22 protein-coding genes are annotated in these 21426 nt (G+C 69.1%); 16 read left to right on the forward strand and 6 right to left on the reverse strand.

Annotated features, from left to right (window positions below; all coding sequences use genetic code 11):
• Positions 1-32 precede the first annotated feature (32 nt).
• Both AC5W7N_RS10465 and AC5W7N_RS10470 read left to right on the forward strand, forming a co-directional pair.
• Positions 33-227: a DUF3046 domain-containing protein gene (locus AC5W7N_RS10465; protein WP_130917187.1), complete on the forward strand. Its 195-nt coding sequence runs from the start codon at positions 33-35 to the stop codon at positions 225-227.
• Complete coding sequence (locus AC5W7N_RS10470) at positions 224-955, forward strand: phosphotransferase (protein WP_495923590.1); 732 nt, start codon at positions 224-226, stop codon at positions 953-955. Before AC5W7N_RS10465 ends, AC5W7N_RS10470 begins: the two co-directional genes overlap by 4 nt.
• A gap of 21 nt (positions 956-976) precedes the next feature.
• Here AC5W7N_RS10470 and AC5W7N_RS10475 read toward each other — a convergent pair whose 3' ends face one another.
• Positions 977-1495 carry a CGNR zinc finger domain-containing protein gene (locus AC5W7N_RS10475; protein ID WP_163811884.1) on the reverse strand — a complete coding sequence of 173 codons (519 nt, stop codon included), beginning with the start codon at positions 1493-1495 and terminating at the stop codon, positions 977-979.
• 154 nt (positions 1496-1649) lie between these two features.
• Here AC5W7N_RS10475 and AC5W7N_RS10480 point away from each other — a divergent pair, with 154 nt between their 5' ends.
• The 5 genes from AC5W7N_RS10480 to recX all read left to right on the forward strand — a co-directional run bounded on the left by AC5W7N_RS10480 (position 1650) and on the right by recX (position 5748).
• The gene (locus tag AC5W7N_RS10480) at positions 1650-2102 is read left to right on the forward strand and encodes a VOC family protein (RefSeq protein WP_194992227.1); all 453 of its coding nucleotides are present in this window, start codon (positions 1650-1652) and stop codon (positions 2100-2102) included.
• A 72-nt stretch (positions 2103-2174) separates the two neighbouring features.
• Complete coding sequence (locus AC5W7N_RS10485; RefSeq protein ID WP_495924084.1) at positions 2175-3032, forward strand: pyridoxamine 5'-phosphate oxidase family protein; 858 nt, start codon at positions 2175-2177, stop codon at positions 3030-3032.
• 25 nt (positions 3033-3057) lie between these two features.
• Positions 3058-3507, forward strand: coding sequence for a nuclear transport factor 2 family protein (locus AC5W7N_RS10490; RefSeq protein WP_163811888.1), 450 nt, complete (start codon positions 3058-3060; stop codon positions 3505-3507).
• A 131-nt stretch (positions 3508-3638) separates the two neighbouring features.
• Entirely contained in the window at positions 3639-4676 is a 1038-nt protein-coding gene (gene recA, locus AC5W7N_RS10495; protein WP_036538104.1) for a recombinase RecA, read from the forward strand.
• A 430-nt stretch (positions 4677-5106) separates the two neighbouring features.
• The gene (gene recX, locus AC5W7N_RS10500) at positions 5107-5748 is read left to right on the forward strand and encodes a recombination regulator RecX (RefSeq protein ID WP_495924085.1); all 642 of its coding nucleotides are present in this window, start codon (positions 5107-5109) and stop codon (positions 5746-5748) included.
• 117 nt (positions 5749-5865) lie between these two features.
• On the opposite strand, the gene AC5W7N_RS10505 is transcribed toward recX, so the two are convergent.
• The 4 genes from AC5W7N_RS10505 to gluA form a co-directional block, all read right to left on the reverse strand.
• Positions 5866-6765 carry an amino acid ABC transporter permease gene (locus AC5W7N_RS10505; RefSeq protein ID WP_163811890.1) on the reverse strand — a complete coding sequence of 300 codons (900 nt, stop codon included), beginning with the start codon at positions 6763-6765 and terminating at the stop codon, positions 5866-5868.
• Positions 6762-7442, reverse strand: a complete 681-nt coding sequence (locus AC5W7N_RS10510) for an amino acid ABC transporter permease (protein WP_495923593.1) — start codon at positions 7440-7442, stop codon at positions 6762-6764. The genes AC5W7N_RS10505 and AC5W7N_RS10510 overlap by 4 nt, the downstream gene beginning before the upstream one ends.
• A gap of 100 nt (positions 7443-7542) precedes the next feature.
• Positions 7543-8382, reverse strand: coding sequence for a glutamate ABC transporter substrate-binding protein (locus tag AC5W7N_RS10515; RefSeq protein WP_495923595.1), 840 nt, complete (start codon positions 8380-8382; stop codon positions 7543-7545).
• A gap of 60 nt (positions 8383-8442) precedes the next feature.
• Complete coding sequence (gene gluA, locus AC5W7N_RS10520; RefSeq protein ID WP_163812038.1) at positions 8443-9171, reverse strand: glutamate ABC transporter ATP-binding protein GluA; 729 nt, start codon at positions 9169-9171, stop codon at positions 8443-8445.
• Positions 9172-9569: 398 nt separating this feature from the next.
• Between gluA and miaB the strand changes: the two genes are divergently transcribed.
• Positions 9570-11036: a tRNA (N6-isopentenyl adenosine(37)-C2)-methylthiotransferase MiaB gene (gene miaB, locus AC5W7N_RS10525; protein ID WP_495924086.1), complete on the forward strand. Its 1467-nt coding sequence runs from the start codon at positions 9570-9572 to the stop codon at positions 11034-11036.
• Positions 11037-11413: 377 nt separating this feature from the next.
• Positions 11414-11998 (forward strand): Rv2732c family membrane protein, encoded by a 585-nt coding sequence (locus AC5W7N_RS10530; RefSeq protein ID WP_163812042.1) that lies wholly within the window; start codon positions 11414-11416, stop codon positions 11996-11998.
• Positions 11999-12270: 272 nt separating this feature from the next.
• On the opposite strand, the gene AC5W7N_RS10535 is transcribed toward AC5W7N_RS10530, so the two are convergent.
• Positions 12271-13644, reverse strand: a complete 1374-nt coding sequence (locus AC5W7N_RS10535; protein WP_163811892.1) for a DUF349 domain-containing protein — start codon at positions 13642-13644, stop codon at positions 12271-12273.
• 265 nt (positions 13645-13909) lie between these two features.
• Here AC5W7N_RS10535 and AC5W7N_RS10540 point away from each other — a divergent pair, with 265 nt between their 5' ends.
• The 7 genes from AC5W7N_RS10540 (at position 13910) to AC5W7N_RS10570 (ending at position 21415) form a co-directional block, all read left to right on the forward strand.
• Positions 13910-14665, forward strand: coding sequence for a class III extradiol ring-cleavage dioxygenase family protein (locus AC5W7N_RS10540; protein WP_495923597.1), 756 nt, complete (start codon positions 13910-13912; stop codon positions 14663-14665).
• Entirely contained in the window at positions 14662-15651 is a 990-nt protein-coding gene (miaA, locus tag AC5W7N_RS10545; RefSeq protein WP_495923599.1) for a tRNA (adenosine(37)-N6)-dimethylallyltransferase MiaA, read from the forward strand. Before AC5W7N_RS10540 ends, miaA begins: the two co-directional genes overlap by 4 nt.
• Entirely contained in the window at positions 15648-16481 is an 834-nt protein-coding gene (locus AC5W7N_RS10550) for a TrmH family RNA methyltransferase (RefSeq protein WP_194992127.1), read from the forward strand. Before miaA ends, AC5W7N_RS10550 begins: the two co-directional genes overlap by 4 nt.
• A 41-nt stretch (positions 16482-16522) precedes the next feature.
• Positions 16523-17404, forward strand: a complete 882-nt coding sequence (dapF, locus tag AC5W7N_RS10555; RefSeq protein WP_163812044.1) for a diaminopimelate epimerase — start codon at positions 16523-16525, stop codon at positions 17402-17404.
• Between the two features lie 88 nt (positions 17405-17492).
• Positions 17493-19013 carry a GTPase HflX gene (hflX, locus tag AC5W7N_RS10560; protein WP_195019677.1) on the forward strand — a complete coding sequence of 507 codons (1521 nt, stop codon included), beginning with the start codon at positions 17493-17495 and terminating at the stop codon, positions 19011-19013.
• Positions 19014-19130: 117 nt separating this feature from the next.
• Entirely contained in the window at positions 19131-20120 is a 990-nt protein-coding gene (locus AC5W7N_RS10565; RefSeq protein ID WP_228815110.1) for a lysophospholipid acyltransferase family protein, read from the forward strand.
• 149 nt (positions 20121-20269) lie between these two features.
• A complete protein-coding gene (locus AC5W7N_RS10570) occupies positions 20270-21415 on the forward strand; it encodes an acyl-CoA dehydrogenase family protein (RefSeq protein WP_194992082.1) in 1146 nt (381 codons plus the stop codon).
• Positions 21416-21426: the final 11 nt, after the last annotated feature.

Here is a 21426-nt window from a genome sequence, read left to right on the forward strand (position 1 = left end):
CGCCGCCGCTCGACGCGGGTATCTTCGGCACGGTGCGATTGACCGAATTCCAGGAGCTGTTGCACACCGAGTTCGGTGTGTCCCGCGGTGACACCCTCCTCACCGACCACGTCATCCCCTCCCTCGGCGGCCGCACCGGCGCCGCCGCCATCGAAGCCGGCGTCGACCCCCGCGACGTCTGGCGCGCGCTCTGCGCCGAATTCGACGTCCCCCGCTCCCGCTGGTGAGTGCGGCACCGGCCGGCTGGGAGGCGCCGCTGCCGCCGGCCATCGCTGCGCTCCTCGGCGATTCGCCCGACTGGTCGGATGCGCACGAGGGGATGAGCGGCGGTGTCGTCTTCGCCGCCGGGTATTGGGTGAAACGGGGCCAAGAGGCCGTCGCCGAGTACGAACGGCTGCGCTGGCTCGCCGGGCGGGGGATACCTGTGCCCGAGGTGGCGGCGTTCGACGAGGATGTGCTCATGCTGGCCGACGTCGGGGTGCCGAGTCTGGCGCGGCGGGGTGGGCGAGTCGGTGCTGTGATGGGGGAAGCGCTGCGCGTCTTGCATCAGGTGCCCGTCGCCGATTGCCCGTTCGACGGACGGCTCGAGGTGATGGTGCCGAAAGCTCGCCGGCGGGTATCGGAGGGGCTGGTCGATGCCGAAGACTTCGACGACGACCACCCGTTGACGCCCGAACAGGTGCTGCGGCGGTTGATCGACGAGCAGCCGGAGGACGAGGATCTGGTTGTCGCGCATGGTGATTTCACGCCGGCGAATGTGCTCGAGGGCGGCATCCTGATCGACGTCGGTGCGCTCGGGGTGGCGGACCGCCACCGGGATCTCGCACTTGCCGCGCGGGATCTGCGCGAGGACTTCGGCGATGCCGAGGTGGCCGAGTTCTTCGCCGCGTACGGGCTGGTCGAACCGGATCAGCGCACACTCGACTACTACCGGCTGCTCGACGAACTGTTCTGAGCCGGGCGGGATCCGGGACGGTCAGGACTTCTTGGCGTAGTGGCGCGCGGCCTTGGTGCGGTTGCCGCAGGTGGCCATGGAGTGCCAGCGGCGCGTGCCGTTCTTCGAGGTGTCGTAGAAGAACAGCACGCAGTCGGGATGGGCGCACTGGCGGATGCGACCGGGGGCCGTGGCCAGCAGGCTCAGCAGGTTGTCGGCGGCCAGCCAACCCGGCAACCATGCCGGGTCGGTGATTTCGGGGGTGTCCACGGGCCCGGCGTCGGCGAGTGACCGGCGGATCCGGCCGTGGTTCAGCACGTCGTTGAGCGCGTCTCGGCGGCCGTCGCGTACGGCGTCGTAGATGGCGGCGCGGGCGGCGCGCACCGCTTCCAGCGCCGCGGCGTCGGCGTCGCAACGCCCGGCCAAGCCGTTGGCCGCCAACCAGATCTCCAGCCCGGCGATATCGGTGAGCAGGTCCTGCGGTCCGTCGCCGCTCATCCACCGGGTGTTCAACAGATCCAGGGCCAGCGGTTCACCGAGGTGAGGGCGTGGATCGAGCATGCCTGAGGGTAACGGCTCAGTGCGGACGGACGTATCAACCACCTCCTACTAACTGTCTAACCCAAGATAGACGGTTGACAAGTTGTGGTCTTCTCCTTAGATTCTAACCAGTCAAACAAATTATGACGGTTTGACCATTCCCCGAGGAGGATCCATGACCACGCCCCAGCTCGCCACCGGCCACATCGGGCTCAACGTCACCGACCTGACCCGATCGGTCGACTTCTACCGCCGCGCGCTCGGCTTCCAACAGCTGGCGGCCAGTACCGACGAGCACCGGAAATGGGCCTTCCTCGGCGCCGACGGCGTCCTGGTACTCACCCTGTGGCAGCAGAGCGACGGCGCATTCGCCGCCTCGAGTCCGGGGTTGCACCACCTGTCGTTCCAGGTCGACACCCTCGAGCAGGTGCGGGCGGTCGAGGCCACCCTGCGCGAGCTGTCGGTGGAATTCGCCTATGACGGCGTGGTGGCCCACGGCGAGGGGGCATCCTCCGGCGGCATCTTCTTCGCCGACCCGGACGGCATCCGCCTCGAGGTCTACGCACCCGGCGGCGCCGAGTCCGCGCCCGCTCCCAGTGGCGCCGCACCCACCTGCGGATTCTTCTGATCCATCGCCATCGACGGTTCGGGCAGTGAGGTGGGGAAACACGTGACTACGCCGTTCCATGCGGGAGAGCGCATGGTGCAGCAGCGGATGGGCCAGGCCGATATCGCCGGACGGGTCGGGCGCATGATCCGGCGCGACATCCCGGCGGTCGCCGCGGACTTCCTGGCCGAACAATCGATGGTGGTGCTCGGCGCCGCCGATGGCGAGGGCCGGATGTGGGCGAGCCAGCTGATCGGGCCGCCGGGATTCCTGCGGGCGACCGGAGCGGACACGGTCCTGGTGGATGCCATGCCCGCGCCCGGCGACCCGCTGCACGAGCCGACCACGCAGGCGCTCGGCGTCGGTCTGATCGCCCTGCAACCGCAGCGCCGCAGGCGCATGCGCGTCAACGGCACCGCCACACCCGAGGGCGACGGCCTGCGCATCGTCACCGACCAGGTGTATTCGAACTGCCCGAAATACATCTCGCGCAGAGATATTCGCTCATTCGACCCGCGAGCGCGCACCGCGCCGCGTCGCAGCGCCGCACTGGACGATCGGCAACGCGCCGCCGTCACCGCTGCCGATACGTTCTTCCTCGCCACCGCGGATGCCGACGGCCATGCCGATGCCTCCCATCGCGGCGGCAATCCCGGATTTCTGGAAGTGCTCGCACCCGACCGGCTGCGCTGGCCGGACTATCGCGGCAACTCGATGTTCATGACCCTGGGCAATATCGCGGTGAACCCCCGCTGCGGCATCCTCGTCCCGGACTGGACCACCGGCGGCAGCCTGCAGCTCACCGGTACCGCGGAACTGATCTGGCCGGAGGCCGAGTGTGCCGCCGGCGCCCAGTGCTCGATCGAATTCACCGTCACCGAGGTCGTCGACACCTCGGCGGCCGGCCCGCTGCGCTGGGGTCCGGCCGAACTCTCACCCGTCAATCCCTGATCCGGCTCCATGAAAGGAATGGTCGATGCGACCCCCACTGCCCCCGTTCGATCGCAGCACCGCCGAAGCCAAGGTGCGTGCCGCCGAGGACGCCTGGAATTCCCGCGACCCCGAACGGGTCGCGGCCGCCTACACGCCGGACTCGGTCTGGCGTAACCGGGACGAACACTTCGCCGGGCGCGCGGCCATCGTCGAGTTCCTGAACCGCAAGTGGGCCGAGGAGAACGGGTACGCGCTGCGCAAGGAACTCTGGGCCTTCGACGGCAATCGGATCGCCGTGCGCTTCCAGTACGAATGGCACGACGAGCAGCGCCGGTGGTGGCGCAGTTACGGCAACGAGCAGTGGGAATTCGCGCCGGACGGCCTGATGATGCGCCGGGAGGCGAGCATCAACGACGTTGCGATCGGCGAATCCGAGCGGCGCATCTTCGGGCCGCGCCCGGCGGAGGATCGGACGCCGCTGCCGCAGTGGTAGCCGCCGTCCGGCGCGTCGCTTGACTCGAACACCTGTTCGGCTAATCTTGTCGCCAGAACTTGTCGGTGCCGCCCTCTAATGTGGGCGCCAACCACAGAACGAGACTCACCCGTCGAAAAGGGGATCAGGACATGGCACCACAGGCGTACGACCGCGACAAGGCGCTCGAGCTCGCCCTGGCTCAGGTGGAGAAGAGCTTCGGCAAGGGCGCGGTGATGCGGCTCGGCGAGGAGGCCCGCCAGCCCGTGTCGGTGATCCCGACCGGATCGATCGCGCTGGATGTGGCCCTGGGTATCGGCGGTCTGCCGCGCGGGCGCGTGGTGGAGATCTACGGTCCGGAATCCTCGGGTAAGACCACCGTCGCCCTGCACGCGGTGGCCAACGCTCAGGCTGCCGGTGGCGTCGCGGCGTTCATCGACGCCGAGCACGCGCTCGACCCGGACTACGCCCGCAAGCTCGGAGTCGATACCGACGCGCTGCTGGTCTCCCAGCCCGACACCGGTGAGCAGGCGCTGGAGATCGCCGACATGCTGGTGCGCTCCGGCGCCATCGACATCATCGTCATCGACTCCGTGGCCGCCCTGGTGCCGCGCGCCGAGATCGAGGGCGAAATGGGTGACAGCCACGTCGGCCTGCAGGCCCGCCTGATGAGCCAGGCGCTGCGCAAGATGACCAGCGCGCTCAACAATTCCGGCACCACCGCCATCTTCATCAACCAGCTGCGCGAGAAGATCGGCGTCATGTTCGGCTCGCCGGAAACCACCACCGGCGGTAAGGCGCTGAAGTTCTACGCATCGGTGCGCCTGGACGTGCGGCGCATCGAGACCCTCAAGGACGGCAGCGACGCGGTCGGCAACCGCACCCGGGTCAAGGTCGTCAAGAACAAGGTGTCGCCGCCGTTCAAGCAGGCCGAGTTCGACATCCTCTACGGTCACGGCATCTCCAAAGAGGGCTCGCTCATCGATATGGGTGTCGAGCAGGGCTTCATTCGTAAGTCCGGCTCCTGGTACACCTACGAAGGCGATCAGCTGGGCCAGGGCAAGGAGAACGCCCGCAAGTTCCTGCTGGACAACACCGACGTCCGCGACGAGATCGAGAAGAAGATCAAGGAGAAGCTGGGCATCGGCGCCGACGTGACGGCGAGCGAAGAGGTCCCCGCCGATTTCTGATCCGAGGCCGGCCCGGCGCCCCGCATCCGGTGAGGTTGCGGACGGCGTGCCCGCTGATCCCGTCGCAGCCATGCGGCAACAGTTGGCACGCCTCGGCGTCGAGGTCCCCGAATCCACCGGCTCACGGCCCGAAGGCCGGCAGCCGGCACCGGTTCGCCCGGCCGATGGTGGTTCGGCCGAGGCGAACGCATGGGGAACTCGGTCGGACGCGTCCGATCCGCAGCGGACACGTTCGACCGAGTTCCCCGGCACTCGTGGTCGCCGTGCGCGCACCAGCGGTGAGCGGGACCGCTACGGCGCACGGGACGACGGCGCGCCTGCCGCGACGCGACGTCGCCGCAGGCGCAGCGCCGAGGGCACCGGGCACGATGCCGACCACCGGCCGGCGCATCAGGATCGGGGTCCGGGAGGCGAGCCCAGCGGCGCCGTCATCCTCGAACGGCACACGCGTAGCTACCGCTCCGCATCGGACGACGACTCCGGCACCCCCGGCGACGGCTCTCAGTCGGCAGCTCCGCCGCGCACAAGAGCCGCACGAGGCGAGGCGCTCGCGACCGGCTCCGAATCCGGGGGCACAGTCGAGCAGGCGAAGGACGCGTGTCTGCGGTTGCTCGCCGTCCGCGCCCGCAGCCGCGCCGAACTCGCACAGCGGCTGGCCGCCAAGGGATACCCGGCCGAGGTGAGCGAGCAGGCGCTCGATCGGCTCGCCGAGGTCGGGCTCATCGACGATGCCGCGTTCGCTCAGCAGTGGGTCCAGTCCCGGCACACCTACTCCGGCAAGGGCCGCCAAGCCCTCGCCCAGGAGCTGCGCCGCAAAGGCGTCTCCCAAGACGACGCCGCCGACGCCCTCGCCGCCGTCACCGCCGACGACGAACACGACCGCGCCACCGAACTCGTCCGCCGCAAACTCCGCACCATGCCCGCAAACCTCGACCGCGACAAGGCAATCCGCCGTCTCGTCGGCATGCTCGCCCGCCGCGGCTACAACTCGTCCACCGCCTACGCCGTCGTCAAGGCAGAACTCGATACGGCCGATTCCGGCCTCGAATCCGACGAGTTGCCGCGCGAGTAGCTCGCGCAGGCGCCGAGCCGTGGCGATCTCGGCCGCCTGACCGGCCGGGTGACCTCCGAAACGCAAACGGCGCGCAGATCGCGAAATGTGCGATCTGCGCGCCGGAAGGCGCTACGACTACGGAGCCTTGGTGATATCCACCCCCGGCGCCCCATCGGTGACGATGGAATCGGCGGCCACCACCGCGCCGCCACCCTTGCGGCGGCCCGCGCGCAGACGCCGCTCCAGCCAGGTCGCGACCTGAGACAGCGTCATGTTCAGCACGATCATGATGATCGCGACCACGATCAACGCCGGAATCGTATTGGAATCGGCGGCACCCAGCTGCAAGCCGTTGCGGACCACCTCTTCGTAGGTGATGACATAACCCAGCGCCGAGTCCTTCAACGCCACAACCATCTGCGAGATCAGTGCGGGCAGCATGGCGGTGATGGCCTGCGGCAGCAGGATCAACCGCATCAACTGGCCCTTGCGCATACCCAATGCGGCCGCGGCCTCGGTCTGGCCCTTGGGCAGTGAGCGGATACCGGCGCGCACGATCTCGGCGATGACCGACCCGTTGTAGATGGTCAGTGCCGTGACCACCGCGCCGAGCGCCAGATACTCGGACTCGAAAACGTTGTACTCGGAGTAGAGCGCGAACAGGAAGATCATCAGGATCAGCACCGGAACGGCGCGCGCGATTTCGACGACCGCGCCCGCCACCCACCGCACCGGGCGGTGATCGGAGAGCCGGGCGATGCCGAAGATCATGCCGAGCACCATCGCGAAGATGATCGACAGCACCGCGGCCACGATGGTGCCACGCAGACCCGGCAGCAGATAGGTCGTCCAGACATCCGCTTCCAGGAACGGCTTCCACTTCTCGGCGTCGAACTGCCCCTGACTGTCGAAGCCGCGGTAGACGAACCACGCCGCGAGCAGCACCACGGCCAGCACGATCACCGAGTAGATGATGTTGCGCACCCGCGCGGCGGGGCCTGGTGCGTCGAAGAGAACCGACGGTTCCCGCCTCATCGGGCCACCTCGAATCGTTTGGCGATATAACCGAACAGCAGACCCGTCGGCAATGTCAGGACCACGAAGCCGAGGGCGAAGATCGCACCGATCGACAGCAGCGCCGCCTCGGTGTCGAGCATCTTGGCCATCAGGAACGACGCCTCGGCCACACCGATGGCGGAGGCGACGGTCGAGTTCTTGGTCAAGGCGATCAGCACGCTGCCCAGCGGGGCGATCACCGAACGGAACGCCTGCGGCAACACGATCAGCCGCAGGTTCTGCAAGAAGCCGAGGCCAAGCGATCGCCCGGCCTCGGACTGGCCCAGCGGCACGGTGTTGATGCCCGCGCGCAGCGACTCGCAGACGAACGCCGCGGTGTAGACGCTCAGGCCGACGACCGCCCACCGGAAGTTGTTCTCGGCCAGCGAGTTCGGCCCGTCGGCGGCCAGTTTGACGCGCAGCGTCGAATACAGGCCGAGCGAGCAGAACACCAGGATCAGCGTCAGCGGGGTGTTGCGGAAGACGGTGACGTAGACGGTGCCGACCCAGCGCGCCACCGGGACCGGCGAGACCCGCATGGCGGCCACGATGGTGCCGAGCACCAGCGCGCCGATCGCGGACAGCGCGGTCAGCTTGATGGTGACCCAGAACGCGTCGAGCAGTTGGGAATCGTACTCAGAGATCAAATCGAACACGGTGGGTGCGCGCCTCCGATCATGAGGTGAGGGCAGGGTCGGCGACCGGATGACCGCGCGGTGGGCGCATCATCGGCGCCCACCGCGGTCGATCATCGGATCAGTACCGGTCCACCTGCGGAGCCGGCGGAGTCGGGTAGTTCGCGGCGCGCCCGACCGAATCCTGGAAGGCCTTGTCCCAGGCGCCTTCGGTGATCATCGCCTCGATGGCGTCGTTGATCTTGTCGCGGCTCTCCTGATCGCCCTTCTTCAGCCCGATGCCGTAGTTCTCGGTGGTGAACGGCTGGCCGACCAGCTTGTAGCGGCCGGGGGTCTGCGCGGCGTAACCGGCGAGGATGATGTCGTCGGTGGTCATCGCGTCGACCGCGCCGCTGTTGAGACCCTCGAGGCACAGCGAGTACGTGTCGTAGGTCTGCAGCTGGGTGTCGGGGAAGTTCTTCTCGATGTTCTGCGCCGGGGTAGAACCCTTGACCGAGCAGACCGTCTTGCCCGCGATGGTCTCCGGGCCGGTGATGTCGGTGTTGTCGGCATTCACCAGCAGGCTCTGACCCGCGACGTAGTACGGGCCGGCGAAATCGACCTTCTCCTTGCGCTGGTCGGTGATGGAGTAGGTGGCGACGATGAAGTCCACCTGGCCGTTCTCGATCAGCGTCTCGCGCTGCGCCGACGGAGCTTCCTTGAAGGTGATGCCGTCGGGCTGGACGCCGAGCTTGGCCGCGACGAAGCGGGCCACCTCGACATCGAAGCCGCTGTAGGTGCCATCGGTGTTGCGCTGACCCAGACCCGGCTGGTCGAACTTGATGCCGATGGTCAGCTTGCCTTCCTTGGCGTGGTCGAGAGCGGTCTTGTCGTCTCCGCTACCGCAACCCGCGGTGGTGGCGGCGGCCAGGGCCAGGGCGATGGCCCCGACTCCGAGACGGAGCGCACGGTTGATCCTCATCGATTTCCTTCTTCCCTCATTCTGGTTTTCGATGGCCGTGGTCGGTGGGCGGTGCAGCGCTCAGTGGCTGAGAATCTTGCCGAGGAAGTCCTTGGCCCGGTCGGACTTCGGTGTGGTGAAGAACGTTTCCGGCGTGGCGTCTTCGACCACTTGACCGTCGGCCATGAACAGCACCCGGTTGGCCGCTTTGCGGGCGAAGCCCATTTCGTGGGTGACCACCAGCATGGTCATGCCCTCTTTGGCCAGCGACACCATGACGTCGAGGACCTCGTTGACCATCTCGGGGTCGAGCGCGGAGGTCGGCTCGTCGAACAGCATCACCTTGGGGTTCATCGCCAGGGCGCGCGCGATGGCCACGCGCTGCTGCTGGCCGCCGGAGAGCTGGGCCGGGTACTTGTCGGCCTGGTTGGCGATGCCGACGCGTTCGAGCAGGCCCATCGCCCGGGTGCGGGCCTCGTCCTTTTTCAGCTTGCGCACCTTGATCGGCGCGAGCATGACGTTCTCCAGGATCGTCTTGTGCGCGAACAGGTTGAACGACTGGAAGACCATGCCGACGTCGGCGCGCAGCGCGGCCAGCCCGCGCCCCTCGGCGGGCAGCGGGATCCCGTCGACGCTGATGTCGCCGGTGTCGATCGGCTCGAGCCGATTGATGGTGCGGCACAGCGTCGACTTGCCGGACCCCGAAGGGCCGAGCACGATCACGACCTGCCCTTTGGGCACCTCGAGGTTGATATCACGCAACACGTGCAGAGCACCGAAGTGCTTGTTGACGTTGCGCATCGAGATCATCGGTGGCGCGGTGGCGTCCCCGCTGTCGGCGGCCCCGGTCGTTCCGGGCGCGTCGGTGGCGTCGGTCATGGTCCATGACCTTAAGCGGAAATCCGGGATTTGCCCGGCTTTCCGTGACACACCGAGTCGCCACGCCGAATCGACATGTCGCCGTAACCTGGCGGTCAGCCGGTGTGGTAGCCGCGCGAACCGCGGGGTGCTGGACTCGGCGAGGTCCGGCGCGAGTCCGGTGACCTGCGCCCGCGGTGGCCGGGCGGGGCCGATGCGCCGCGAGCCCGCTACGAGCCAGCCCGTACCCTGGACGGGTGGATTCGATCGGACAGGCAGTAGCGCATCCCGCCCTGGTCCCGGCGCAGACGGACGCACGCAGTTACGAGGTCCGCACCTTCGGTTGCCAGATGAACGTGCACGATTCCGAGCGCTTGTCCGGCCTGCTCGAGGATGCGGGTTATGTGAAGGCGGCCGCGGGCGAGACGGCCGACCTGGTGGTGTTCAACACCTGCGCGGTGCGGGAGAACGCCGACAACAAGCTCTACGGCACCCTCGGCCATCTCGCGCCGATCAAGGCCGGGCGCCCCGGCATGCAGATCGCCGTCGGCGGCTGCCTGGCGCAGAAGGACCGCGACACCGTGGTGCGCAAAGCGCCGTGGGTGGATGTGGTGTTCGGCACACACAACATCGGGTCGTTGCCGGTGCTGCTGGAACGCGCCCGGCACAACGACGAGGCCCAGGTGGAGATCCTGGAGTCGCTCGAGGCGTTCCCGTCGACGCTGCCGGCCAAGCGGGAATCGGCCTACGCGGGCTGGGTGTCGATCTCGGTCGGCTGCAACAACACCTGCACCTTCTGCATCGTGCCCTCGCTGCGCGGCAAAGAGGTCGACCGGCGTCCCGGTGATGTGCTCGCCGAGGTGCAGGCGCTGGTCGATCAGGGTGTGCTCGAGGTGACGCTGCTCGGCCAGAACGTCAATTCCTACGGCGCCTCCTTCGCCGACCCGGAGCAGCCGCGCGATCGCGGCGCGTTCGCCAAACTGCTGCGCGCCTGCGGCGGCATCGAGGGCCTGGAGCGGGTGCGGTTCACCTCCCCGCATCCGGCCGAGTTCACCGACGACGTCATCGAGGCGATGGCGCAGACGCCGAACGTCTGCCCGCAACTGCACATGCCGCTGCAATCCGGTTCGGACCGCGTGCTCAAGGCGATGCGCCGCTCCTACCGGCAGGCCCGCTTCCTCGGCATCATCGAGAAGGTGCGGGCCGCGATGCCGCATGCCGCCATCACCACCGACATCATCGTCGGCTTCCCCGGCGAGACCGAGGAAGATTTCGAACAAACCCTCGAGGTGGTGCGGCAGGCGCGATTCACCAGCGCGTTCACCTTCCAGTACTCCAAGCGGCCGGGCACCCCGGCCGCCGATATGCCCGATCAGCTGCCCAAACACGTCGTGCAGGAGCGCTACGACCGGCTGATCGCACTGCAGGAAGAGATCTCGCTCGAGGCCAACCGTGCGCTGATCGGCACCGAAGTGGAGTTGCTGGTCGCCGAAGGCGCGGGCAAGAAGAACGCCGCCACCGCGCGGATGAGCGGACGGGCCCGCGACGGACGGCTGGTGCATTTCCGGCCCGAATCCGCCGAGCCGATCCGGCCCGGCGACATCGTCACCGTCGACATCACCGGCGCGGCACCGCATCACCTGATCGCCGACGCACCGCTGCGCACCCACCGCCGCACCCGGGCGGGCGATGCCCACGAACGCGGCACCACCCCGAAGACCGAACCCATCGGCGTCGGGCTCGGCCTGCCCCGTATCGGCGCCCCCGCACCGGAGCCGGTCGCGGCCGCGGGGTGCGCCACCGGATGCGGGACATGAGCGAGGCCCCTCGCGATCCCGACGAGGCGGACCGCTCCGGCGATACCGGCACCGGTAGCCGCCCGCCCACCGGCGCCGGCGCCGACGCGGCAGACGCAGACTCGACGACGGACGTGTCCGCGGCCGACACGGCATCCGGCTCGGCCGACGACGGCGCCGCCCCGGCCCGCGGCGACTCCGCGGACGTGCCCGCGGTCGAGGGAACACCGGATTCTTCCCACGATGGTGGCCCGCCCCGCGATGGCGCTGCCGACCTGTCGCCGGCGGCAGGTTCTTCCGGCGAGGACGCCGGTGCCGAACCTCGCGACGACGCGGCCGATCGGACCGCCGCACAGACCCCCGACACCACTGATGCAGCCGAAGGAAACGAGGACCACGTGAGCTCGGTCGAGCAGACTGACGAATTCGAACAGTTCCGCGACGATCTCGACGCCGTCGAACGCCGGATCGCCGGCGAGATCGATCCGGGTGTGCGCGCCATGGTGGTGGCCGTTGCGGTGTTCGCCCTGCTGGTGTCGCTGGTGCTCTCGCATGCGGGCGCGGCGCGCGGTTTCGATGTGCTGCTCGGCTCCGATGTCGCCGCGACCGAGCACATCGGCCTGCCCTCGCGCATCTTCGTCTGGTTCGTCGTCGTGTTCGGCATCGGGTTCTCGCTGCTGGCGCTGATGACCCGGCGCTGGGTGCTGGCCTGGATCGCGGTGGCCGGTTCGGCCATCGCCAGTGCGTTCGGCGTGTTCTCGATCTGGCATCGGCAGACCCCGGGTCTCAACAACTACATCGGCGCGGGCCCCGGCATCGGCCTGGTCATCGGCACCATCGCCGCGGTCGTGCTGACGTTCCACTGGGTTCGCGTGGTGTGGAGCCGCACGGCCTTGCAGCTGGCCGCCGAGGAACAGCGGCGTATCGCGGCCGCCGCCGAGGAAGAGCGGGACCGGCGCAGGTTGCAGGGCGACGACTCCTGAGTGCTGCGGCGTCAGCGCACTGAGTCTTACGGCATCGGCTGCCGCGCCATCGGCACGGTTCGTCTGGTCCGGAGCAGCATCTGACGGGCCACACGACCGATCAGCCTCGCCGTCGCCGACCAAGCTCCCGAGAGGTCGAGCGCAGCCTAGCTCGGTCTGCACACACCAGTCGGTTCACAACACCGGGTGTCGCCTGACCGAGTGCGGTAGGGCTTACACGAGAAGGCGCACCCGGCTCTCTGCTCGGGTGCGCCTTCTCCTGTCCGCGCCGATCAGCGGTTGCTGACCGCGCCTTCGGCCGCTTCGGCCCATTCGCGCCACTGCTTGGCCTGCTCGAGCGCCTTTTCCGCGTCCCGGGTCTTGCCGGCGGCGGTGGCCTTGGCTGCCTGCTCCTCGAACTGCGCGACGCGTTCGCGGAACTGCGCGGCCCGCGCCATGGCCTCGGGGTCGGTGCGCCGCCACTGCGCGTCGGCCGCCTCGCGGACCCGCTTCTCGATGGCGCGCAGCCTGCCTTCCAGCTCCTGCATCCGTTCGCGCGGCACCTTGCCGATGGCGTCCCACTTGTCCTGCAATTCGCGCAGTGCGGCCCGTGCGTTGTCGAGCCCGTGCGCGGGATCGATGTGGGCGTAGGCGGCGAGCAGCTCCTCCTTGGCGGCGGCGTTCTGCTCGAATTCCGCGTCGCGTTCGGAGGCCGCGGCGTTGCGGGCGGCGAAGAACACGTCCTGGGCGCTCTTGAACCGGCGCCACAGCGCTTCGTCGGCCTCGCGCGGCGCGCGACCCGCGGCCTTCCATTCGGCCAGCAGATCCCGGAACACCGCGGCGGTGCCCGCCCAATCGGTGGACCCGGACAGCTCCTCGGCCCGTGCGCAGAGCTCTTCCTTGCGGGTCTTGGCGGCGGCGCGTTCGCGGTCGAGTTCGGCGAAGTGGGCGCCACGACGACGGTTGAACGCCTCCCGCGCCTTGGAGTACCGCTTCCAGAGCGCGTCGTCGACCTTGCGATCAACCCCGCGGATGGATTTCCACTCCTCGAGGATCTCGCGCAGCCGATCACCCGCCGCCTTCCACTGGGTGGATTCGGCGGCGATGCGCTCGGCCTCGGCGGCGAGCGCCTCCTTGCGCTCGGTGTGCTCGTGCCTGGCGCGCTCTTTTTCTTCCTTGGCGTGCGCGGCCGCTTCCTCGGAGTGCTCGGCGATGGCCTGCAATCGGCGCGCGAGCCCGTCGATATCGCCGATCACGGCGGCCGTCGGCAACGATTCGGCGATCGCCAACGCGGCGGCCTTGGTCTTGCGGGCATCGGCGCCCGCCGCCAGCCGGGCTTCCAGCAGCGCGACCTCGGTGGCCAGATCGTCGAAGCGGCGGCCGAAGTGAGCCAGGCCCTCGGCGGCATCGCCTGCCTGCCAGGACCCGACGACGCGTTCGCCGTCGGCGGTCTTCACCCAGGCGGTGCCGTCTTCGTCGACGCGGCCCCATTCGCTGGGATCGGTCACGGTGGGGACGATGACCGGATGCGGGTGCTCGTGCGAGGCGCCGGGCGCCGGTTTGACCGCATGCGGTTTGGGGTGGGCCGAGCCGCCGGGTTTCGGCATTCCGGACGGTCGCGGGGTGGTGCCGGGGCCGGGTTTCGCGGTTCCGTTGCTGTCGGTCATTGCTCCTCGTCCCTGCCGCGCGTCACGGCTGCCTGGTTACGCCCTAGCTCATCCCATTGAACCCGGTCCGAGCCCTGGAAACCACATCGATCGAGCATGCACCGCGGTGTGGCGCCACGGACCCCGACCCGCGATGACCTGGGTTGGAGTACCTCGAACACTAGCAATTGTGGCCGGGTTTCCGGCAGAGACACTCGAACCCACGGTGGCGCACGGGGACTGGCAGGGCGCTGGGCCGCGGTGGCGGGCGACTACCGTTGACGGCGTGTTCTGTCTTGCGGCCCTTGTTCCCTCGCCGCCGATCCTGGTTCCCGAGCTCTGTGGTGGTCTCGGTGCGGGTGCGGCGGTCGACGAGGTGCGCGCGGCGGCCTCGGCCGCGGCGGCCGAGCTGGCGGCGGCGGCTTCGAGCTGGACGGTGGTCGGCGTCGGGGCGGGTGACCGGGTGGCCGGGCCGGAGCGCGCGGGCACGTTCCGTGGTTTCGGCGTCGACCTCGTGGTCGGTCTCAGCGGCAGCGCGCCGACCGGCGATCTTGATGCCGACCCGGATCTGCCGCTGCCCGTGCTCATCGCCGCCTGGTTGCGGCAGCAGGTCGCGCCGCATGCGGTCGCGCAGGCTTGGATCGTCGACGCCGACACTCCCGCGGGCGAGTGCGCGGAACTGGGCGCGAAACTGCGCGCGGAACTGGATGCCGACCCGCAGCCACAGGGCGTGCTCGTGGTCGCCGACGGCGCCACCACGCTGTCCACCGCAGCGCCCGGCTACTTCGATCCGCGCGCCGCGGACCGGCAGGCAGCGCTGGACAACGCGTTGCGCGCGGGTGACCGCGACGGCCTACTCGCCTTGGATCCGCTCGAATGCGCCGAGGTCGGTATCCGCGGCCGCGCCGCGTTCCAGGTGCTGGCCGGCGTATTCGGCGCGGACCCGGCGGCACCGATCGTCGACACGCGATACCAGGCCGCCCCGTTCGGCGTCGGCTATCAGGTGAGCACGTGGCGACCGCGGACCGGAGACCGGCGGTGAGCGCACCGGCACGCACCCCGATCGCGGTGGTCGGCCCGACCGCCACCGGCAAATCCGATCTCGCGCTCGATCTGGCCGAACGCCTCGACGGCGAGATCGTCAATATCGACGCGATGCAGCTGTATCGCGGCATGGATATCGGCACGGCCAAATTGCCGCCGGAGCAGCGCCGCGGCATTCCGCACCATCAGCTCGACGTGCTGGAGGTGACCGACACAGCGACGGTGGCCGCCTATCAGGCCGCCGCGTCCGCCGATGTCCAGGCGATCATGGCCCGTGGGCGCACGCCCGTGATCGTCGGCGGTTCGATGATGTATGTGCAGGCGCTGCTGGACCAGTGGGATTTCCCCGCCACCGATCCGGAGGTCCGCGCCCGGTGGGAGGCCTTGCTCGCCGACGGCGGAGTGGCGGCCGTGCACGAGGCATTGCGGGCCGCCGACCCGGCCGCCGCTGCCACCATCCTGCCCACCGACGGCAGGCGGATGGTGCGCGCGCTCGAGGTCGTCGAGCTCACCGGTAAGCCGTTCGCGGCGTCGGCACCGGTGATCGGGCGCCCGCGCTGGGGAACGATCATCATCGGCGTCGACCGCGACACCGCCGAACTCGACGAACGCATCGCCCGCCGCACCGACCTGATGTTCGACACCGGCCTGGTCGAGGAGGTGCGCGGGCTGGTCGAGCGTGGCCTGCGCAGCGGCCAGACCGCGCGCCGCGCCATCGGCTACGCCCAGGTGCTGGCCTATCTGGACGGGGAATACGACCTGGCACACGCCAGGGAGCGGACCTTCATCGGCACCCGCCGCTACGTGCGGCGGCAGCGTTCCTGGTTCCGTCGGGATGGGCGGGTGCGCTGGGTGGACGGCGCCGATCCGGATCTGGCCGCTACAGTCGCGTCGCTGCTCGCCACCGCCGAACCCGATGAACCGGGCGCGGCCACGACCCGGCCGAGCACCGGCATCGACTCCGAGGAGCGAACCCCGCAGTGACCCGACGCGTCAGTACCCGCAACGCCTCCGTGCAGGTGTGGCAGGCCTACCTGAACAATCGCACCAAACGTCATCGCGACCGCCGCTTCCTGGTGCAGGGCGTGCGCCCGATCACCCAGGCCGTCGCCAACGACTGGCCGCTGGAGACGCTGCTGTACCGGCTCGGTGGGCCGGAGCTGTCGCGCTGGGCGCGTGAGCTGCTCGCGACCAGCGAGGTGCCGCAGGTGGGCCTGGTGCCGGAACTGATGGCCGAACTGGGGGAGAAGGCCAGCGGGGTGCCCGAGGTCGTCGCCGTCGCCGAACAGCGGATCGTCGAACTGGATACGTTCGAACCGGGCGAACCCGGTGACGCGCCGGTGGTCGTGGTCTTCGACCGGCCCAATTCGCCGGGCAATCTCGGCACGCTGATCCGTTCGGCCGACGCGTTCGGAGCGGACGCGGTGATCGTCACCGGTCACGGCGCCGACCAGTACGACCCGCAGGCCGTGCGGGCCTCGACCGGTTCACTGTTCGCGATGCCGGTGCTGCGCACCGCGGGGCCCGCCCAGATCCTCGCCTTCCGGGACCGGCAGGTGAATCGCGGCATTCCCACGCGCATCGTCGGCACCGACGAAGGCGGTACGCACGCGGTGTTCGACCACGATTTCACCGAGGCCACCATCCTGGTGGTCGGCAACGAGACCAGCGGGATGAGCGCGGCCTGGGCACAGGCCTGCGACGATATCGTCGACATCCCGATGGGCGGGACCGCGAGCTCGCTGGGCGCGCCCTCGGCGGGAGCGGTCGCGCTGTACGAAATTTCCCGGCAACGCCGGACGTTTGCCAGATGACAACGACGAGAGGCGGCCGGCACGTGCCAGACACCGACAGCATCGAGTTCACCAAGGGCCACGGCACCCAGAACGATTTCGTGGTGCTGCCCGACCCGCAGGTGCGGCTCGAGCTCACCGTCGAGCGGATCGCGGCGCTGTGCGATCGGCAACGCGGACTCGGCGCGGACGGCGTGCTGCGGGTCGCGCGAGCCGGTGCGTTGCAGGCCGCGGGCGTGCTGGCCGAGCTGCCCGACGGCGTCGGCGATCAGGACTGGTTCATGGACTATCGCAATGCCGACGGCTCGATCGCCGAGATGTGCGGCAACGGCGTGCGGGTGTTCGCGCACTACCTGGCCGCATCGGGGCTGGAGACGCGCGGCGAGTTCGTCGTCGGAAGCCGCGCCGGTGCGCGCCCGGTGACGGTGCACACCGCCGGTCCGGTGCACGGTGAGGTCACCGTCGCCATGGGGGAGGTCCGCGAGCTCGGCGAATCGACCGCGACCGTCGCAGGCTGGGGCTACCGCGGGATCGGCATCGACGTCGGCAACCCGCACCTGGCCTGCGTCGATCCGGAACTCACCGCCGACGCGCTGGCAAAGCTCGATCTGACCGTTGCCCCCGGTTACGACCCCGACCTGTTCCCGCACGGGGTGAACATCGAGCTGGTCACCGGCCTCGACGCGACGGGTGCGGTCGACATGCGCGTCTACGAACGCGGGGTCGGCGAGACCCGCTCCTGCGGCACCGGGACGGTGGCCGCCGCGGCCGCCGCCCTGGCCGCGGGTGGTTTCCGCATCTCCGCCGACACCGGCGAGGTGACCGTGCGGGTGCCCGGCGGCGCGGTGTCGGTCGGGCTCGAGCGTGGCCTGGCCTGGCTGCGCGGCCCATCGGTGCTGGTGGCGACCGGCCGGATCGCCGCCGAGTGGTGGCAAACCTGGTGACCGGACCGCGCCGGCGGATAACCACATGCGCTGTCCTGGGATTTCGTGGCAGCATGGATGGTGTATGAGGAATTCAGAGTCTTTCGATATGACCAACGGTAGCGATCTGTACGACGGCGCCGACGACGTGGACGGCGCCGAGTTCGACGGCACCGACGGCACCGCCGAGGCGCGACCGAGCCGCCGCGGCGGCTGGGCCCCCGAGCCCACCACCGGTGAACTCCAGCTCGAAGACCGCAGCGCACTGCGCCGCGTCGCCGGGCTGTCCACCGAGCTCACCGACATCACCGAAGTCGAATACCGGCAGCTGCGCCTGGAGCGAGTCGTACTGGTCGGGGTGTGGACCGAGGGCAGCGCCGCGCGTGCCGAGGCCAGCATGGCCGAACTCGCCGCGCTCGCCGAAACCGCCGGTTCCGAGGTGCTCGAGGCGCTGATCCAGCGTCGCGACCGGCCAGATCCGGCCACCTACATCGGTTCCGGCAAGGCCGACGAGCTGCGCTCGGTGGTACTCGCCAGCGGTGCGGACACCGTGATCTGCGACGGTGAACTCACCCCCGCCCAGCTCACCGCGCTGGAGAAGGTCGTCAAGGTCAAGGTGATCGACCGGACCGCCCTGATCCTGGACATCTTCGCCCAGCACGCCACCTCGCGCGAGGGCAAGGCGCAGGTCGCGCTGGCCCAGATGGAGTACATGCTGCCGAGGCTGCGCGGCTGGGGTGAGTCGATGTCACGGCAGGCAGGCGGCCGGGCCGGCAGCAACGGCGGTGTGGGTCTGCGTGGCCCCGGTGAGACCAAGATCGAGACCGACCGGCGCCGCATCCGCGAACGGATGGCCAAGCTGCGCCGCGAGATCCGCGAGATGAAGACCGCGCGCGACACCATGCGCTCGCGGCGCACCTCCAGCGGCATCCCGTCGGTCGCGATCGTCGGCTACACCAACGCCGGCAAGTCCAGTCTGATGAACGCGCTCACCGGATCCGGTGTGCTGGTCCAGGACGCGCTGTTCGCCACCCTCGACCCGACCACCCGACGCGCCGAACTCGACGACAGCCGCGAGGTCGTCTTCACCGACACCGTCGGCTTCGTCCGGCATCTGCCGACCCAGCTGGTCGAGGCGTTCCGCTCCACCCTGGAGGAGGTCACCGGCGCCGATCTGCTGCTGCACGTGGTGGACGGCTCGGATGCCCTGCCCTCGGAGCAGATCAAGGCGGTGCGCGAAGTGGTCACCGATGTGATCCGCGAATCGGGCACGCCCGCGCCGCCGGAATTGCTGGTGGTCAACAAGATCGACGCCATCGATCCGGTCGAGCTCACCAGGCTGCGCGCCCTGCTGCCGGGTGCGGTGTTCGTTTCCGCGCACAAGGGCACCGGCATCGACGAGTTGCGTGACCGGCTCGCCGAGGTGCTCGGCGGCCTCGATGTCGAGGTCAGCGTGTTGCTGCCCTACACCCGCGGTGACCTGCTCGCCCGCATCCACGCCGATGGCCGGATCGATAGCTCCAGCCATGAGGAAGCGGGCACCAGGGTGCACGCCCACGTGCCGCAAGCCCTGGCCGCGGCGCTGTCGGAGTACGCGCACGCGGGCACTGCCGTCGGCGACGGGGCGTAAAGACCGCCGGGTTTCCGGCACGTGAACAATGTCGCAGGTCAGCCCGTAGTGGCATATCCGATGCGACACAGTCGATTTCGTTGCGTTATCGTCATCGAATCGACATCAGGAGGGTTCATGTCGCACGACCGTTCCGGCTCGGCCGATTCCGGTGATCGGCCGGCCGGTGCTCTGCCGCGGGGGGCCGCTGCTCCGGCCGACGAGGCCGGGGCCCTGCGCGAAACCGCCGTGCTCAGCGACGGTGCGCCGCTGACGGTATCGCTGAGCGATACCGATCTGCGCATCATCGAGACCGTGCTCGCCCCGCTGCGCGCCTGGACCAGCCCGCGCTTCTACGGGCTGGAGAACATTCCGGCCGAGGGGCCGGTGCTGCTGGTGGGCAACCACAATCTGCTCGGCGGGATCGACGCGCCGCTGCTGTTGCCGGAGGTGCTGCGCCGGCGCGGCAGGCTCATCCGCGGGCTCGCGGAGAACGTCCTCATCGCGGTGCCCGGTGTCCGGCACCTGCTGCACCACTACGGTTCGGTGCGCGGCACCCGGCAGAACTGCTTGGCGCTGCTCGAGCGTGGTGAGGCCGTGATGGTCTTCCCCGGTGGCGGGCGCGAAGCGGTGCGCCGCAAGAACGAGAAGTACCACCTCAAATGGGAGGGACGCACCGGGTTCGCCCGGATGGCGATCGAGGCGGGCGCGCCCATCGTTCCGGTCGCGATGATCGGTGTGGACGACGCCTACGACATCATCGTCGACGGTGATCATCCGGTGCTGCGGCCGCTGCGCTGGGTGGTCGAGGCCCTCGGCATCAACCGCGAGCTGACCCCGCCCCTGGTGCGCGGCATCGGCCCGACGCCGCTGCCCCGGCCGGAGCGGTTCTACTTCGCCGCGGGGGCGCCGATCGATCCCGCGCCCTGGCGTGATGCCCCCGATCTGGGTGCCGCGGCGGTGGAATTGCGGGCAGTGGTGCGCAAGAGCCTGGAGGAGGAACTGCGGTTCCTGTTCGCCGAGCGCGACCGTGACGCCGGTCGCACCCTGGTGGGCCGGGTGCGCGGCGATCTGGGCGCGTTCGCCTCCGGTGCCATCGACCGGCTGCGGCGTTTTCGTTTGTCGTGAATCTCCTTTGATCATCTTCGTCCCCGATACTCGAGCAGGTGAGGCGACGAATTCGGGGAGTGAAGTGAACAGCCATTCTCATTCCGGGTACGGTGGGTGACAACGACGGACCGGTGCGGACCGGTTCGTGTGGTCACTAGGAGGTTGGTGTGGAGCGCACACTGTTCGAACCCGAGCACGACCTGTTCCGGGAGTCGTTCCGCAAGTTTCTCGACACCCATGTCGCGCCGAACCACGCGGCATGGGAAGAGCGGGGCATCGTCGACCGGTCGGTGTGGACCGAGGCAGGCAAGCAGGGCTTCCTCGGCATGGCCGTGCCCGAGCAGTACGGCGGCGGCGGGGTGAAGGACTTCCGCTACAACGCGGTGATCACCGAGGAGACGGTGCGCGGGCAGTACTCCGGTCTCGGCTTCTCGCTGCACAACGACGTCATCGCGCCGTACCTGCTGGAGCTGGCCAACGAGGAGCAGAAGCAACGCTGGCTGCCGGGCTTCTGTTCCGGCGAGATCATCACCGCCATCGCGATGACCGAGCCGGGCACCGGTTCGGACCTGCAGGGCATCAAGACCCGCGCCGTCCGCGACGGTGACGACTGGGTCCTCAACGGCGCCAAGACCTTCATCACCAACGGCATCAACGCCGATATCGTCATCGTGGTCGCCCAGACCGACCCCGACAAGGGCGCGATGGGGTTCAGCCTGCTGGTCGTCGAGCGCGATATGCCCGGCTTCGAACGCGGCCGCAACCTGGACAAGATCGGCCTGAAGGCGCAGGACACCGCCGAGCTCAGCTTCAATGACGTCCGGGTGCCCGCCGCCAACCTGCTCGGCACCGAGGGGATGGGCTTCATCCATCTCATGCAGAACCTGCCGCAGGAGCGCATGTCGATCGCCGTGATGGCGGCCGCCGCCATGGAGGGCTGCCTGGACATGACCTGCCAGTACGTGCGTGACCGCAAGGCCTTCGGCAAGCCGATCGGCGCCCTGCAGAACACCCGTTTCGTGCTGGCCGAGCTGGCCACCAAGACCACCGCGGTGCGCATCATGGTCGACCGCTTCATCGAAGACCTGAACGCCGGCACACTCTCCCCCGAGGACGCCGCCATGGCGAAGTGGTGGAGCACCGAGGAGCAGCTCGACCTCATCAACCGCTGCCTGCAACTGCACGGCGGCTACGGCTATATGAAGGAATACCCGATCGCCAAGGCGTACATGGACGCCCGCATCCAGACGATCTACGGCGGCACCACCGAGATCATGAAGGAGATCATCGGCCGGTCGCTGAAACTGGCCTGATTCCCGCGAAG

The organism is Nocardia sp. CDC519 (genome assembly GCF_059509835.1).

Coding starts and splice junctions, on each gene's coding strand:
- AC5W7N_RS10475 (WP_163811884.1), bottom strand. CDS start 1,495: ATGCTCGATCCACGCCCTCACCTCGGTGAACCGCTGGCCCTGGATCTG.
- AC5W7N_RS10480 (WP_194992227.1), top strand. CDS start 1,650: ATGACCACGCCCCAGCTCGCCACCGGCCACATCGGGCTCAACGTCACC.
- AC5W7N_RS10485 (WP_495924084.1), top strand. CDS start 2,175: ATGGTGCAGCAGCGGATGGGCCAGGCCGATATCGCCGGACGGGTCGGG.
- AC5W7N_RS10490 (WP_163811888.1), top strand. CDS start 3,058: ATGCGACCCCCACTGCCCCCGTTCGATCGCAGCACCGCCGAAGCCAAG.
- recA (WP_036538104.1), top strand. CDS start 3,639: ATGGCACCACAGGCGTACGACCGCGACAAGGCGCTCGAGCTCGCCCTG.
- AC5W7N_RS10505 (WP_163811890.1), bottom strand. CDS start 6,765: ATGAGGCGGGAACCGTCGGTTCTCTTCGACGCACCAGGCCCCGCCGCG.
- AC5W7N_RS10515 (WP_495923595.1), bottom strand. CDS start 8,382: ATGAGGATCAACCGTGCGCTCCGTCTCGGAGTCGGGGCCATCGCCCTG.
- gluA (WP_163812038.1), bottom strand. CDS start 9,171: ATGATCTCGATGCGCAACGTCAACAAGCACTTCGGTGCTCTGCACGTG.
- miaB (WP_495924086.1), top strand. CDS start 9,570: ATGAACGTGCACGATTCCGAGCGCTTGTCCGGCCTGCTCGAGGATGCG.
- AC5W7N_RS10535 (WP_163811892.1), bottom strand. CDS start 13,644: ATGACCGACAGCAACGGAACCGCGAAACCCGGCCCCGGCACCACCCCG.
- hflX (WP_195019677.1), top strand. CDS start 17,493: ATGACCAACGGTAGCGATCTGTACGACGGCGCCGACGACGTGGACGGC.
- AC5W7N_RS10565 (WP_228815110.1), top strand. CDS start 19,131: ATGTCGCACGACCGTTCCGGCTCGGCCGATTCCGGTGATCGGCCGGCC.